Annotated in this window: 12 protein-coding genes and 1 pseudogene; 2 read left to right on the top strand and 11 right to left on the bottom strand. The window is 75.2% G+C overall.

Annotated features, from left to right (window positions below; translation table 11 throughout):
- Positions 1-40: 40 nt before the first annotated feature.
- From CLV92_RS00955 to dxr, 6 genes and pseudogenes are all read right to left on the bottom strand, one after another.
- Positions 41-1,801: a proline--tRNA ligase gene (locus tag CLV92_RS00955; RefSeq protein ID WP_104430904.1), complete on the bottom strand. Its 1,761-nt coding sequence runs from the start codon at positions 1,799-1,801 to the stop codon at positions 41-43.
- 85 nt (positions 1,802-1,886) lie between these two features.
- A complete protein-coding gene (locus CLV92_RS00960; protein WP_245886302.1) occupies positions 1,887-2,783 on the bottom strand; it encodes a GNAT family N-acetyltransferase in 897 nt (298 codons plus the stop codon).
- Between the two features lie 178 nt (positions 2,784-2,961).
- On the bottom strand, positions 2,962-4,113 hold the full coding sequence (gene ispG, locus CLV92_RS00965) for a flavodoxin-dependent (E)-4-hydroxy-3-methylbut-2-enyl-diphosphate synthase (RefSeq protein WP_104430905.1): 1,152 nt from the start codon (positions 4,111-4,113) through the stop codon (positions 2,962-2,964).
- 87 nt (positions 4,114-4,200) lie between these two features.
- Positions 4,201-5,037 carry a M50 family metallopeptidase gene (locus CLV92_RS21840; protein WP_211290745.1) on the bottom strand — a complete coding sequence of 279 codons (837 nt, stop codon included), beginning with the start codon at positions 5,035-5,037 and terminating at the stop codon, positions 4,201-4,203.
- 91 nt (positions 5,038-5,128) lie between these two features.
- Positions 5,129-5,584, bottom strand: a pseudogene (locus CLV92_RS23025) (site-2 protease family protein); the annotation flags it as partial.
- Positions 5,530-6,783 (bottom strand): 1-deoxy-D-xylulose-5-phosphate reductoisomerase, encoded by a 1,254-nt coding sequence (gene dxr, locus CLV92_RS00975; protein WP_211290746.1) that lies wholly within the window; start codon positions 6,781-6,783, stop codon positions 5,530-5,532. The pseudogene CLV92_RS23025 and the gene dxr, both read right to left, overlap by 55 nt.
- A 226-nt stretch (positions 6,784-7,009) precedes the next feature.
- On the opposite strand from dxr, the gene CLV92_RS00980 reads away from it, so the two are divergent.
- A complete protein-coding gene (locus tag CLV92_RS00980) occupies positions 7,010-8,080 on the top strand; it encodes a trypsin-like serine peptidase (RefSeq protein WP_104430907.1) in 1,071 nt (356 codons plus the stop codon).
- Positions 8,081-8,165: 85 nt separating this feature from the next.
- Here CLV92_RS00980 and CLV92_RS00985 read toward each other — a convergent pair whose 3' ends face one another.
- Together CLV92_RS00985 and CLV92_RS00990 are read right to left on the bottom strand one after the other, a co-directional pair.
- On the bottom strand, positions 8,166-9,635 hold the full coding sequence (locus CLV92_RS00985) for an NAD-dependent succinate-semialdehyde dehydrogenase (protein WP_104430908.1): 1,470 nt from the start codon (positions 9,633-9,635) through the stop codon (positions 8,166-8,168).
- Between the two features lie 25 nt (positions 9,636-9,660).
- Positions 9,661-11,097, bottom strand: a complete 1,437-nt coding sequence (locus CLV92_RS00990) for a gamma-aminobutyraldehyde dehydrogenase (RefSeq protein WP_211290803.1) — start codon at positions 11,095-11,097, stop codon at positions 9,661-9,663.
- Between the two features lie 194 nt (positions 11,098-11,291).
- Between CLV92_RS00990 and CLV92_RS00995 the strand changes: the two genes are divergently transcribed.
- Positions 11,292-11,693 carry a TIGR03618 family F420-dependent PPOX class oxidoreductase gene (locus tag CLV92_RS00995; protein ID WP_104431250.1) on the top strand — a complete coding sequence of 134 codons (402 nt, stop codon included), beginning with the start codon at positions 11,292-11,294 and terminating at the stop codon, positions 11,691-11,693.
- A gap of 25 nt (positions 11,694-11,718) precedes the next feature.
- On the opposite strand, the gene CLV92_RS01000 is transcribed toward CLV92_RS00995, so the two are convergent.
- From CLV92_RS01000 to CLV92_RS01010, 3 genes are all read right to left on the bottom strand, one after another.
- On the bottom strand, positions 11,719-12,315 hold the full coding sequence (locus CLV92_RS01000; RefSeq protein ID WP_104430910.1) for a DivIVA domain-containing protein: 597 nt from the start codon (positions 12,313-12,315) through the stop codon (positions 11,719-11,721).
- 10 nt (positions 12,316-12,325) lie between these two features.
- Positions 12,326-13,561 carry a dual-specificity RNA methyltransferase RlmN gene (rlmN, locus tag CLV92_RS01005; RefSeq protein WP_104430911.1) on the bottom strand — a complete coding sequence of 412 codons (1,236 nt, stop codon included), beginning with the start codon at positions 13,559-13,561 and terminating at the stop codon, positions 12,326-12,328.
- Positions 13,562-13,629: 68 nt separating this feature from the next.
- Entirely contained in the window at positions 13,630-14,436 is an 807-nt protein-coding gene (locus CLV92_RS01010) for a phosphatidate cytidylyltransferase (protein WP_245886303.1), read from the bottom strand.
- Positions 14,437-14,450: the final 14 nt, after the last annotated feature.

The following is a 14,450-nucleotide window of genomic DNA, read 5'->3' on the forward strand; positions in this document are numbered from 1 at the left end:
ACGCACCGCCCGGCTGCGGCGCCGGGCGGTGGGTCCCTGATCAGCCCCGGACGGTGGAGACGACCGAGGCCACCACGTCGGCCAGCGGAACCTGCTCGCTGTCGCCGCTGCGGCGGTCCTTGACCTCCACCACGCCCTCGGCGAGGCCCTTGCCCACCACGACGATCGTCGGCACGCCGATCAGCTCGGCGTCCTTGAACTTCACCCCGGGCGAGACCTTGCGGCGGTCGTCGTAGAGGACGTCGAGGCCCTGGGCGCCCAGCTCGGCCGCGAGCCGCTCGGCCTCGGTGAAGACCGCCTCGTCCTTGCCGGTCGCGACGAGGTGGACGTCGGCCGGCGCCAGCGAGCGGGGCCAGACGAGGCCCTTGTCGTCGTGGTTGCCCTCGGCCACGGCGGCCAGCGCCCGGGTGACGCCGACCCCGTAGGAGCCCATCGTCACCACGACCTGCTTGCCGTTCTCGTCCAGCACCTTCAGGTCGAGGGCCTGCGCGAAACGGCGGCCCAGGGCGAAGATGTGCCCGATCTCGATGCCGCGCGCCAGCTCCAGCGGGCCGGAGCCGTCCGGCGCGGCGTCGCCCTCGCGGACCTCGGCGGCCTCGATGACCCCGTCGGCGCCGAAGTCGCGACCCTTGACGAGGTCGAAGACGTGCCTGCCCTCCTCGTTCGCGCCGGTGATCCAGCGCGTGCCGTCCACCACGCGCGGGTCCAGCAGGTAGCGGATGCCCGAGTCGGACTCCGCACCGAGGACCTGCGGGCCGATGTAGCCCCGCACCAGCGCGGGGTGCTTCGCGAAGTCCTCCGGCCCGAACGCCGCCACCTCGGCGGGCGAGACGGCCGCCTCCAGGCGCTTGGCGTCGACCTCCCGGTCCCCGGGCAGCCCGATCACGAGGGGCTCGCGGGTGCCGTCGGGGTGGACGAGGGTGACGACGACGTTCTTCAGCGTGTCGGCGGCCGTCCAGGGGCGGTCCGCGCGGGGGAAGCGCTCGTTGGCGCAGGCGACCAGCGACTCGATGGTCGGGGTGTCCGGGGTGTCCTCGACGTGCGCGGCGGGGGCGTCGTCGAAGGGCAGCGCGTCGGGCACGGGGGTGGTGACGGCCTCGACGTTGGCGGCGTAGCCGCCGGGCGAGCGCACGAACGTGTCCTCCCCGATCTCGCTGGGGTGGAGGAACTCCTCGCTGCGGGAGCCGCCCATCGCCCCGGACATCGCCGAGACGATGACGTACTCCAGGCCGAGGCGGTCGAAGAGGCGGACGTAGGCGTCGCGGTGCGCCTGGTACGAGCGCTCGAGCCCGGCGTCGTCCACGTCGAAGCTGTAGGAGTCCTTCATGATGAACTCCCGGCCGCGGATCAGGCCGGCGCGCGGGCGGGCCTCGTCGCGGTACTTCGTCTGGATCTGGTAGATCGACAGCGGCAGGTCCTTGTACGAGGAGTACAGGTCCTTCACCAGCAGCGTGAACATCTCCTCGTGGGTCGGCGCGAGGAGGTAGTCGGCGCCCTTGCGGTCCTTGAGGCGGAAGATGCCGTCGCCGTAGTCCGTCCAGCGGTTGGTGGCCTCGTAGGGCTCCCGCGGCAGCAGCGCCGGGAAGTGGACCTCCTGGAAGCCCGCGCCGTCCATCTCCTCGCGGACGATGTCCTCCACCCTGCGCAGCACCCGCAGGCCCAGCGGCAGCCACGTGTAGATGCCCGGGGCGGCGCGGCGGATGTAGCCGGCGCGCACCAGCAGCTTGTGACTGGCGACCTCCGCGTCGACCGGGTCCTCCCGGAGGGTCCGCAGGAACAGGGTCGACATCCGCAGCAGCACGCGGGGAGCCTACCCGCGGCCGGGACCCCGCCCGCGCCGCGCCCGCCCCGACCGCCGTGGTCCGCCGGGGGACACCGGGGAACGCTCAGAAGAGGACGGTCGCGAAGGTGCCGACGTCGCGGAAGCCCACGCGGCGGTAGGCGGCGATGGCGCGCGCGTTGTAGTCGTTGACGTAGAGGGACACGTACGGCGTGCCGCTGTCCCGGGCGAGGGCGACGACGGCGGCCATCCCCGCCACGCTGAGCCCCTCCCCGCGCCGGTGGGGGGCCACCCACACGCCCTGCACCTGGGCGACCTTGGAGGCCACGGCGCCCAGCTCGGCCTTGAACACGACCTCCGGCCCGCGCGGGCCGGGGTCGATGCGCACGAACGAGCGCCCTGCGGCCACCAGCTCCGCCACTCGCGCGCGGTAGGTCGTGCCCCCGTCGGGCGGCGAGGGCGCGTAGCCGATCTCCTCGGTGAACATCGCCACGCACGCCGGCACCACGACGTCGAGCTCCGACAGCCGCGAGCGGCGCACCGCCGGGTCCGGCGCGACGGCGGGCGCGGTGTCGCACAGCATCAGCGGCTGCCGCGCGCGCACTTCCCGCACACCCCGCCAGTGCGGCTCCAGCCGCTCCCACAGGCCGAGCACCGCGTCCGCGGGCCCCACGATCGACGAGCAGCGCCGCCCCTCGACGCGGGCGCGGGCGGCGAAGGCGTCCAGGGCCTGGGGCGTGGCCTCGATGGGCACCAGGTTGGCCCCCGCCCAGCAGGCGGAGACGAGGTCGTCACCCTCGAACCAGCCCCACACCTGCCCGCCGACCTCCGCCCCGGGGCGGGCCAGCAGGCCGAGCAGGCGGGCGGAGACGAAGACGTTGCCCACGGGGTCGCGCTCGCACAGCCTCAGCAGCGCGGGGCCGTCGCGCCCGTCCAGCACGCGCAGCGCACCGCGGCGGTCCCCGCGGGACGGCGGCGCTGCGGGCGGAGAGGGGCGGTGCACGCTCGCATCCTGTCGCCTCGTCGCAGCCGCGTCGAGGCGACCCGCACCGCGCCCGTCCGCGCCCGCGGCCCCCGCCCCGGGGCCCCGCGCCCCGGCGGCGGGCCACCACTCCGGCGGCCACCACCACGGCCGCCGGCTCACCGGGAGCCGCGAGGGCAGGCGCACGGGACCGTTCCGCTCAGCCGACGGTGACGACCGGGGCCGCACCCTCGTCGGGCACGTCCATCTCCGCGGCCAGGCGCTCGGCCTCCTCGATGAGGGTCGCCACGATCTCCGCCTCCGGCACCGTCTTGATGACCTCGCCCCTGACGAAGATCTGGCCCTTGCCGTTGCCGCTGGCCACCCCGAGGTCGGCCTCGCGCGCCTCGCCCGGCCCGTTGACGACGCAGCCCATGACCGCCACCCGCAGCGGCACCGTCATGCCCTGCAGCCCCTCGGTCACGGCGTCGGCCAGGCTGTAGACGTCGACCTGGGCGCGCCCGCAGGAGGGGCAGGAGACGATCTCCAGCTTGCGGGGGCGCAGGTTGAGCGACTGCAGGATCTGCAGGCCGACCTTCACCTCCTCCGCGGGCGGCGCGGACAGGGAGACCCGGATCGTGTCGCCGATGCCCTTGGACAGCAGGGCCCCGAAGGCCACCGCGGACTTGATCGTGCCCTGGAAGGCCGGTCCCGCCTCGGTGACGCCCAGGTGCAGGGGCCAGTCACCGCGCTCGGCGAGCATCTCGTAGGCCTTGACCATGACCACCGGGTCGTTGTGCTTGACGGAGATCTTGAAGTCGTGGAAGTCGTGCTCCTCGAAGAGCGAGGCCTCCCACACCGCGGACTCCACCAGCGCCTCCGGGGTGGCCTTGCCGTACTTGGCCAGCAGGCGCGGGTCGAGGGAGCCGGCGTTGACGCCGATGCGGATCGAGACGCCGGCGTCCTTGGCCGCCCGCGCGATCTCCTTCACCTGGTCGTCGAACTTGCGGATGTTGCCCGGGTTGACGCGCACCGCCGCGCAGCCGGCGTCGATGGCGGCGAAGACGTACTTCGGCTGGAAGTGGATGTCCGCGATCACCGGGATCTGCGACTTCTTGGCGATGATCGGCAGGGCCTCGGCGTCGTCGGCGCTCGGGCAGGCCACGCGCACGATGTCGCAACCGGTCGCCGTCAGCTCCGCGATCTGCTGCAGCGTCGCGTTGATGTTGGTGGTGGGCGTCGTCGTCATCGACTGCACCGACACCGGCGCGTCCCCACCCACCTCCACCTTCCCGACGCGGATCTTGCGCGACTTGCGGCGGGGGGCGAGGACGGGCGGCGGGAGGGCGGGAAGGCCGAGGCTGACGCTCACGCGACCAGTATCGCCCGCCCGCCGCCCCGCTCGCGCCGGACGCCGCGCGGCCCGTCCCGGACGTTCACCGGATGCGCACCGGCCGGTTCAGCCGCTGATGCGCACCGGCCGGACGATGTCGGCGTAGAGCAGCAGCAACGACATCCCGATCAGCAGCACGGAGACGGCGTACGCCACGGGCAGCGCCTTGGCCACGTCCACCGGCCCCGGGTCGGGCCGGCGCAGCAGCCGGGCCACACCGCGCTTGACGGCCTCCCACAGCGCGCCGGCGATGTGCCCGCCGTCGAAGGGCAGCAGCGGGATCATGTTGAACACGAACAGCGCCACGTTCAGCGACGCCAGCAGCATGAGGAGCCGAGAGGCCCGCTCGGCGAGCGCGTCGGAGGCCACCAGCGGCGGGAGCTGGTTGAGCTCGCCCGCGACCCGCCCGATGCCCACCACGCCGATCGGCCCGTTCGGATCCCGCTCGGCCGTGCCGAAGGCCGCCTCCGCGACCCCGTAGAGGCGCTGCGGCAGGTTGATGACGATGCCCGCGACGGCGACCGTCTGGTCCCAGACGAGCGCGGGCACGGCGGACAGCGGCTCGCGCACCAGCTCCAGGCTCGGGCTGACGCCGAGGAAGCCCACCCGGCGCGTCTCCCCCGTCGGCATGCCCCGCTCGTCGTAGACGGGGCGCTCGGTGAGCACCGGCGTCGCGCTCAGCGGCACCCGCCTTCCGTCGCGCTGCACCAGCAGCTCCAGGGGCTCGCCCCCGGAGGCGCGGATGACGGCGGTCACCTGCTGCCAGCCGGCGACGGGACGGCCGTCGACCTGGAGGATGCGGTCCCCGGGCAGCAGCCCGGCCTCGGCGCCCGGCGCGACCGGGTCCCCGGGAGCGCAGTCGCGGTCGGCCGCCGCGGTGGCGGGCAGCACGCACTGCGACACCGACGACACCAGGGGGGGTGCTCTGCGGGGTGCCGATCCCCACCAGCGCCACGGCGAGCAGCACGAACGCCAGCACGAGGTTCACGAACGGGCCGCCGAACATGATCGCGAGCCGCTTGGGGACGCTGAGGCGGTAGAACGCCCGGTGCTCCTCCCCCGGCTCGATCTCCTCCAGGCTCTGGCGGCGGGCGTCCTCGACCATCAGCCCGAAGCGGCCCGTGGACGTCGCGCGCAGGGTCCCGGGTGCGTCACCGGCCCGCGGGGCGAACATCCCGATCATGCGGATGTAGCCGCCCAGGGGGATGGCCTTGACGCCGTACTCGGTCTCGCCGCGGTGCCGGGACCACAGCGTCGGGCCGAAGCCGACCATGTACTGCGTCACCTTCACGCCGAAGCGCTTGGCGGGCACCAGGTGGCCCACCTCGTGCAGTGCGATGGAGACGCCGACCCCGACCGCGGCGACGAGCACCCCGATGAGGACGAGCAGCGCGCTCACCGCGACACCCCCACCGCGGCGGTCAGCTCCCGGGTGCGGCGGCGCGCCCACCCCTCCAGCGCCAGCACCTCGCCGACGTCGCGGGGGGCGCCCGCGGGGTCGTGCTCGGCGACGACGCGGGTCACGGTGTCCACGATCCCGCAGAAGGACAGGGCCCCGGAGAGGAAGGCGTCGACGCACTCCTCGTTGGCCGCGTTGTAGACGGCCGGCGCGCCCCCGCCGCGGCGGGCGCACTCGGCGGCGAGGGACACCGCGGGGAACGCCTCGTCGTCGAGGGGCTCGAAGTGCCAGCTGGTGGCGCGGGTCCAGTCGCAGGCCGGCGCGGCGGCGGGCACCCGCTCCGGCCAGGCCAGCCCGAGGGCGATGGGCAGGCGCATGTCCGGCGGGGAGCACTGGGCGATCGTGGAGCCGTCGGTGAACTCCACCATCGAGTGCACGACGGACTGCGGGTGGACGACGACGGCGATGCGGTCCACCTCGACGGCGAAGAGGAGGTGCGCCTCGATCAGCTCCAGCCCCTTGTTGACGAGGGTCGCGGAGTTGCAGGTGACCACCGGCCCCATGGACCACGTGGGGTGGGCGAGGGCCTGCGCCGGGGTGACGTCGGCGAGCTCCTCGCGCCGGCGGCCGCGGAACGGGCCGCCGCTGGCCGTGAGCACCAGGCGGGCGACCTCCTCGGCGCGGCCCGCGCGCAGGCACTGCGCCAGCGCGGAGTGCTCCGAGTCCACGGGCACGATCTGCCCCGGCGCCGCGGCGCGGGAGACGAGCTCCCCGCCGGCCACCAGGGACTCCTTGTTGGCCAGGGCCAGGGTGCTGCCCGCGGCGAGCGCGGCGAGCGTCGGCTGCAGGCCCACGCTGCCCGTCATGCCGTTGAGGACGACGTCGCACGGGTGACCGGCCACCTCCGCGGCGGCCTCGGGCCCGGCGACGATCCGGGGCGCGCTGCCGGGGCGCCCGGCCCGCCGCGCCTCCTCGGCCAGCGCCTCGCGCAGCGGCCCGGCGGACTCCCGCCGCGCCACGGCCACCACCTCGACGTCGTGGCGCACGGCCTGGCGCGCGAGGGTGGCGACATCGGCGCCCCCGGCCGCCAGCGCCACGACGCGGAAGCGGTGGGGGTCCGCCTCGACGACGTCCAGCGCCTGGGTGCCGATGGAGCCGGTGCTGCCGAGCAGGACGACCCTCCGCTGCCGGCCGGCCGGTCGCGAGGGCTCGGCCGGCTGGGCGTCGGCCGCGGGGGAAGAGGGGCTCACCACCCCATTCTCGCCTCCCGGCGCACCCCCCGGCGCCGCACCGGCGTGGAGGCTGCGCGCAGGTGCCGTGCCCGCCGCCGGGACCACCCGGGGTGACCGGGGGTGACGGGAACCCACCCGCCATGATGAGGTGACTCTCCGCAGCACCCGCGACGCTGACGGCCACCGGGCTCCGCCCTGCAACCGCCGCACTCCCGCGCCGCCGCACGACGGAAGGACGAGCAGGATGCCCGCACCCACCCGCACCCCGCTGGCCGCGCTGGCCGCGGGCCTGCTGAGCAGCGCCACCGCCCTCGTCCTCACGGCCGCCCCGGCGAGCGCCGAGCAGGTGGGAGCCGACCGCGGCGCGGCCGGCGCGCTGCTCTCCGCGGCGGGCACCGCGGCCGAGCAGCAGCGGGCCACCGACCACTGGACGCCGGAGCGGATGCGCGCGGCGGTTCCGGCCGACGTCGCGCGCCCGGCCGTGCGCGGGGTGCGCGCCCCGGCCGGCGCCGCCCCCTCGGTCGCGCGCCTGGCCCCGGGGCGGCGGACCGCGGCCGTCGCGGCCTCCGACGAGCTCGCCCGCGGCCAGCGCGTCGCGGCACCGACCGCCGAGCCGGTGGGCGTGCGGTGGTCGCAGGGCGGGGCCGTCGCCACGGCCACCGGGCGGATCTTCTTTGTGCGCGACGGCGAGAGCTACGTCTGCTCCGGCAGCAGCGTCGCCAGCGCGAACCGCAGCACCGTCGTGACGGCCGGTCACTGCCTCACCGAGCAGCGGGCCGACCGCACGCCGGCGGACTCCACCGAGGTCGTCTTCGTGCCCGGCTACGCCGACGGAGAGCAGCCGCACGGCGTGTGGCCGGTGACGGTGCTGGCCCCCGCGCCGCAGTGGCGCGACGGTGCGCAGGGCACCACCGAGGCCGCGAACCACGACGTGGGCTTCGCGGTGGTCGCCCCGCGCGCGGACGGCAAGCGGCTGGCCGACGTCGTCGGTGCGCTGCCCATCGCCTTCGACACCCCGCCCGGGCAGCGGGTGGCTGTGTTCGGCTATCCCGCCGCCCCGCCCTTCGACGGCGCACGCCTGCAGCACTGCCGCGGCATGCGCTTCGCGAACACGGTGCCGGGCAGCACCGTCGAGGGCGTCAACTGCTTCATGACCGGTGGCTCCAGCGGCGGGCCGTGGCTGTCCCGCTTCGACGGCCGCACCGGCACCGTGACGTCGGTCGTCAGCTTCAGCTACGAGGGCGCCGACCAGGTGATGTACGGGCCCCGCTTCGACGACTCGGTGCGAGCCCTGCACGCCAGCGCCGGCCGCTGACCCCGCCGGCCGCTGACCTTGCTGGGCGGGGCCCGGCCGGACGTCCCCGCCCCGGGGCGGCACCCGGGACGGGGACGGGGCGCGGTCAGGACCGGGCGATCCCGACGTACTTGGTGGACAGGTACTCCTCGATGCCCTCGAAGCCCCCCTCGCGGCCGAAACCGCTGGCCTTGACCCCGCCGAAGGGGGCGGCCGCGTTGGAGACCACGCCCTGGTTGAGGCCCACCATGCCCGTCTCCAGGCCCTCGGCCACCCGCAGCGCGCGGTCGAGGCCCTGCGTGTAGGCGTAGGCCACGAGGCCGTACTCGGTGTCGTTGGCCAGGCGCAGAGCCTCCTCCTCCGTCTCGAAGGCGACCACCGGCGCGACGGGCCCGAACGTCTCCTCGGTGAGCAGGCGGGAGTCCCCGGGCACCCGGTCGAGCACCGTGGGGGCGAAGAACCAGCCCTCCTCGCCCACCGGCCCACCGCCGGTGAGCACCCGCGCCCCGGCGCCGACGGCCTCCTCGACCCGCTGCGCGACGCCCTCCCGGGCCCGGGCGTCGATGAGGGGGCCGACCTGCACCCCGTCCTCGGTGCCGCGCCCCAGCCGCAGCGCACCCATCCGCTCGGCGAGGCCGCGGGCGAAGTCCTCGGCGATGCCGCGCTGGACGTAGAAGCGGTTGGCGGCGGTGCACGCCTCGCCGATGTTGCGCATCTTGGCGAGCATCGCGCCGTCGAGGGCCGCGTCGAGGTCGGCGTCGTCGAAGACGAGGAACGGCGCGTTGCCGCCGAGCTCCATCGACAGCCGCAGCAGCTGCTGGGCGGACTGCTCCACGAGCGTGCGGCCCACGGGCGTGGAGCCGGTGAAGGTGAGCTTGCGCAGGCGCGGGTCGCGGACGAGCGGCTCCACCACCTCCCCCGTCGAGGTGGTGGTGATCACGTTGAGGACGCCGGGCGGCAGGCCCGACTCCGTGAGGATCTGCGCCAGCGCCAGCATGGTCAGCGGCGTCTGCGTCGCGGGCTTGACCACCATCGTGCAGCCCGCCGCCACCGCCGGGCCGATCTTGCGGGTCCCCATCGCCAGCGGGAAGTTCCACGGTGTGATCATGAGGCAGGGCCCGACGGGCTGCTTCATCGTGAGGAAGCGGCTGCCGCCCGCAGGGTTGACGGACCAGCGGCCGGAGATGCGCACCGCCTCCTCCGAGAACCAGCGGAAGAACTCCGCCCCGTAGGTCACCTCGCCGCGGGCCTCCGCGAGCGGCTTGCCCATCTCCAGGGTCATGAGGAGGGCGAGGTCCTCGCTGCGCTCGGTCACCAGCTCGAACGCCCGCCGCAGGATCTCCCCGCGCTCCCGCGGCGGGGTCGCCGCCCACGCCGGCGCCGCCGCCACCGCCGCGTCCAGGGCCGCGGTGCCGTCGGCGACGGTCGCGTCGGCCACCCGCGCCAGCTCCCGGCCCGTGGCGGGGTCCTCGACGCCGACCGTGGCGCCCGCCCCGCTCTCGCGCCAGTCCCCGCCGATGAAGAGGCCCTTCGGCACGGCGCCGACGACGACGGCCTCCCGCTCTGCGCTGCTCACGTCTGCTCCTCCGCTCGGCGCGTTCTCACGACTCGATGTTGGCCATGACGTGCTTGATGCGGGTGTAGTCCTCCAGCCCGTACACGGACAGGTCCTTGCCGTAGCCGGAGTGCTTGAAGCCGCCGTGCGGCATCTCCGCGACGAGCGGGATGTGGGTGTTGACCCAGACGCAGCCGAAGTGGAGGCGCTTGGTCATCCGCATCGCGCGGCCGAAGTCCTTCGTCCAGACGCTGGAGGCCAGCCCGTAGCGGGTGCCGTTGGCCCAGCGCACGGCCTCGTCCTCGTCGCCGAAGCGCTGGACGGTGATGACGGGCCCGAAGATCTCGTCGCGCACCGCCTCGTCGCCGGGCTGGAGCCCCGCCACGACGGTGGGTGCGTAGAAGTAGCCCGGGGCGAGGTCGCCGCCGAGGCGGGAACCGCCGGTGACGAGCTGCGCGTGGTCGGGCAGGCGGTCGACGAAGCCGCCGACGTGCGCGAGCTGGCGCTCGCTGTTGACGGGGCCGACGGCGGTGTCCTCGTCGTCGGGCATGCCGACCCTGGTGGACTTCGCCTGCTCCGCGAGGGCCGCGACGAGGTCGTCGTGGATGCGGGGGGCGGCCAGCACGCGGGTGGCGGCGGTGCAGTCCTGCCCGGCGTTGAAGTACCCGGCGACCGCGATGGCCTCGGCGGCGGCCTCCAGGTCGGCGTCGTCGAAGACCACGACGGGCGCCTTGCCGCCGAGCTCCAGGTGGACGCGCTTGACGTCGCGGCTGGCCGCCTCGGCCACCTGCATCCCGGCGCGCACGGAGCCGGTGATGGCCACCAGCTGGGGCACCTCGTGCTCGACGAGGGCGCGGCCGGTGTCGCGGTCGCCGCAGACGACGTTGAGCACGCCCGGCGGCAGGACCTCCTGGGCCAGCTCGGCCAGCAGCACCGTCGAGGCGGGCGTGGTGTCGGAGGGCTTGAGGACGACGGTGTTGCCCGCGGCCAGCGCCGGCCCGATCTTCCAGACCGCCATCATCAGCGGGTAGTTCCAGGGCGTGACCTGCCCGACGACGCCGATCGGCTCGCGCCGCACGAAGGACGTGTGCCCGGCGAGGTACTCCCCCGCGGCGCGACCCTCCAGCACCCGGGCGGCGCCGGCGAAGAACCGCAGCTGGTCCACCGAGGGCGGCAGCTCCTCGGAGCGGGTCAGGGCGACGGGCTTGCCGGTGTTCTCCACCTCCGCGGCGATGAAGTCCTCGGCGCGCTCCTCCAGGCGGTCGGCCAGCTTCAGCAGGGCTCGCTGCCGTTCCGCGGGGGTCGTCTCGCCCCAGCTCTCGAACGCCCGTGCGGCCGCGGAGTAGGCGGCGTCGACGTCCTCGGGTCCGGAGAGCGGAGCGGTGGCGTAGGCCCGGCCGGTGGCCGGGTCCAGCACCTCGCTGGTGCGCCCGTCCCGGGCCCCGACCGCCTGACCGTCGATGATGTTGCGCAGTGCGCGCAGCTGGCTCACGGGAGTGCTCCTTCGCCTCGGCCCGTCCTTCTCGCGCACGACCCTAGCCCCCGCGGACTCCTCCAGCACAGGCAGCGCGGACACGGGAAGCGCGGATTCGGACCCGTCAAGCCACCGATTCGCCGGTTCGGGGTCCCGTGACCGAGGATCCGGTGGCGTGCGGGCGCCCCGGGTACGGTGCGGCGGTGGGCTACGACGTCACCGACCTGCCAGCCGCCGCGCTGGAGTTCCTCACCGAGCGGCACCTCGCGACCCTGACCACGCTGCGCGGCGACGGCAGCCCGCACGTGGTGCCCGTCGGTTTCACCTTCGACGCGGGGTCGGGGCTGGTGCAGGTGATCACGAACGGCCGCTCCCGCAAGGCCGCGCACGCCGCCGCCGGGGGGCGCGCGGCCGTCAGCCAGGTGGACGGGCGGCGCTGGCTGACCCTGGAGGGCCGCACGCACGTGCTCACCGCCCCCGACGACGTCGCCGACGCGGAGGAGCGCTACGCCCGCCGCTACCGGGTGCCGCGGCCCAACCCCGAACGCGTCGTCGTCGTGCTCACCGTCGACCGGGTGCTGGGGTCCGTGCCGCCCTGGGCCTGAGGGCCGCGGCCCGCCGGAGCGGCCCTCAGCCGCCGCGGGTGCGGGCGGCCTCGTCCAGGGCCGCGATGAGCTCCACGACCCGGTCGAAGAAGGCGTCCACCGGCACCTCGCGGTAGCCGCGGCGGCCGCGGCGGGGGCGGAACAGCGCAGAGCGCACGTCGGCGGGGCGCAGCCTGCCCCGCCCCGCGAGGTGGTCCGCGACCAGCCGGCACAGCTGGTCCACGTCGGAACGGTCGTAGGTCCGCTCCAGCCACCTCCCGCGGGGGAACCGGTCGCCCCCCGGGCCTGCCAGGCGTCCCCGCACGGCCGCCATCACCGCGGAGACCTGCTCGCTCCACACCTGCCGCCGGGGGCCGGCCAGCGCACGGCCGGCGGCCTGCGCGGCGAGGGCGTCCTCGATGCCCGCCAGAACGGCGTCGGTCGCGCTGATGTCGTAGCCGCCGAGGGCGAAGCGGAAGCCGGCCGAGCGGACGTGCTGCGGCGCGACCTGGGGCGCGGGCCCGGCACAGCCGCGCCGCACCCGCTCGAGGAAGTCGTCCACCTCCGCCACGGCGTAACCGCGGCGCAACCGCGAGGTGCGGTGGGGTGCGGCGTGCAGGGCCCGCCGCAGCCGGTCGTCCACGTCGGCGCCGTCAGGCGGGTGCGACGGCGGGCGAGACGCCCGGCTCGTCCTCACCCGTGGCGGCGAGCTGGCCGCACGCCCCGTCGATCTCGCTGCCGCGGGTGTCGCGCACGGTCGTCGGGATGCCGCGCGCCTCCAGCGCCGCGACGAAGGCCCGCTCCACGGCCGGGTCGCTGGCCGTCCACTTCGACCCCGGCGTCGGGTTCAGCGGGATCGGGTTGACGTGGACCCACCCGCGGCCCCGGGCGTTGAGCAGCTTGCCGAGGCGGTCCGCGCGCCACGCCTGGTCGTTGATGTCGCGGATGAGGGCGTACTCGATGCTGACCCGGCGGCCCGTGGCGTCGAAGTAGCGGCGGGCGGCGTCGAGCGCCTCGCCGACCTTCCACCGGGTGTTGATCGGGACCAGCTCGTCGCGCAGCTCGTCGTCGGGGGCGTGCAGGCTCAGCGCCAGCGTCACGGGGACGCCCTCGCCGGCGAGCTTGTCGATGGCGGGGACCAGCCCGACCGTCGACATCGTCACGCCGCGCGCGGAGATGCCGAGACCGTCGGGCGCCGGCTGCGTGAGGCGGCGGATCGCCGCGACGGCGGCCTTGTAGTTGGCCAGGGCCTCGCCCATGCCCATGAAGACGACGTTGTTGACCCGGCCCGGCCCGCCGGCGATCTCGCCGCGGTGCAGGGCGCGGGCCGCGGCGAGCACCTGCTCGACGATCTCCGCGGTGGACATGTTGCGGGTCAGCCCCGCCTGGCCGGTGGCGCAGAACGGGCAGTTCATCCCGCAGCCGGCCTGGCTGGAGATGCACACGGTGGCCCGGCCGGGGTAGCGCATGAGCACCGACTCCACCAGGGCCCCGTCGAAGAGCCGCCACAGCGTCTTCACCGTCGTGCCGCCGTCGCACTCCTGGGTCCGCACGGGCGTCAGCAGTCGCGGCAGCAGCCCGTCGGTGAGGCGCTGCCTGCTGGCGGCGGGCAGGTCGGTCATCGCCTCGGGGTCGTCCTCGAGCCGCTCGAACCAGTGCATGGCGAGCTGCTTCGCGCGGAACGGCTTCTCACCGAGCTCCTCGACCGCGGCGCGCCGCTCGGCGGGCTCGAGGTCGCTGAAGTGCCGCGGCGGCTTGCCCCTGCGCGGGGCGGACATCACCAGCTTGCCGGGGCCCGCGGGGGCGAGCGGCAGGGGCGGGCGCTGGTCGCGGTCGGGCGCGGGCACATCGGTCGCGGGCACGGCGGGAGCGGGGATCTGGGCAGCCATCGTGCCTCCATGGTCGCACGCGGGGACGCCCCCGGGCAGCCGTCGCCCGCGCTGCGCGCGCGGACGGCTCAGGTGGGGACGGCGAGGTGGAGCACCAGGTAGATGACGGGTGCCGTGGGCAGCAACGAGTCGAGGCGGTCCATGATTCCGCCGTGCTCGGGGATGAGGTTGCTCATGTCCTTGATGCCCAGGTCCCGCTTCAGCAGCGACTCCGACAGGTCGCCCACCGTGGCGCTCAGCACCGCCGCGACGCCGAGGAGGGCGCCGACCCACCACGACCCGTGCAGGGCGAGCGGCACCGCAACCGCCCCGGTCACCGCACCCAGCACGACGGAGCCCGCCATCCCCTCCCAGGACTTCTTCGGGCTGACGGAGGGCGCCATGGGGTGCCTGCCGAAGAGGACCCCGGCGACGAAGCCCCCGATGTCGCTGGCCACCGCGCACAGGATGAAGACGAGGATCCGCCACGGCCCGTCCGGCTCCGCCAGCATCAGCATGGCGAAGCCCGCGAGGAACGGGGCGTAGGTGGTGATGAACACCGCGCCCGCCACGTCGGCGACCGGCAGGACCCGCGCCACCCCCGGCTCCGGCGAGGTGTGCCCGGTCAGCCGCCACAGCAGCACCGCCGCGACGGTCAGCGCGTAGGAGACGAAGAGGCTCTCCGGCCCGCCCACGTACGCCGCGGGGACGATGGCCACCGCCCCCGCCACGAGCGGGACGACCGGCACGTCGAGGTGGCGGGCGCGGAAGGCGACGGCCATCTCGCGCACGGCCAGCACGACCGCCACGGTCGCCAGGACGACGAAGGCCTCCTTGCGGATGACGAGGCAGGCCACCACCAGGGCGATGAGGCCGATCCCGACCCCGCTGGCCACCGGCAGGTTGCGTC

The organism is Kineococcus xinjiangensis (genome assembly GCF_002934625.1).
Lineage (GTDB): Bacteria > Actinomycetota > Actinomycetes > Actinomycetales > Kineococcaceae > Kineococcus_A > Kineococcus_A xinjiangensis.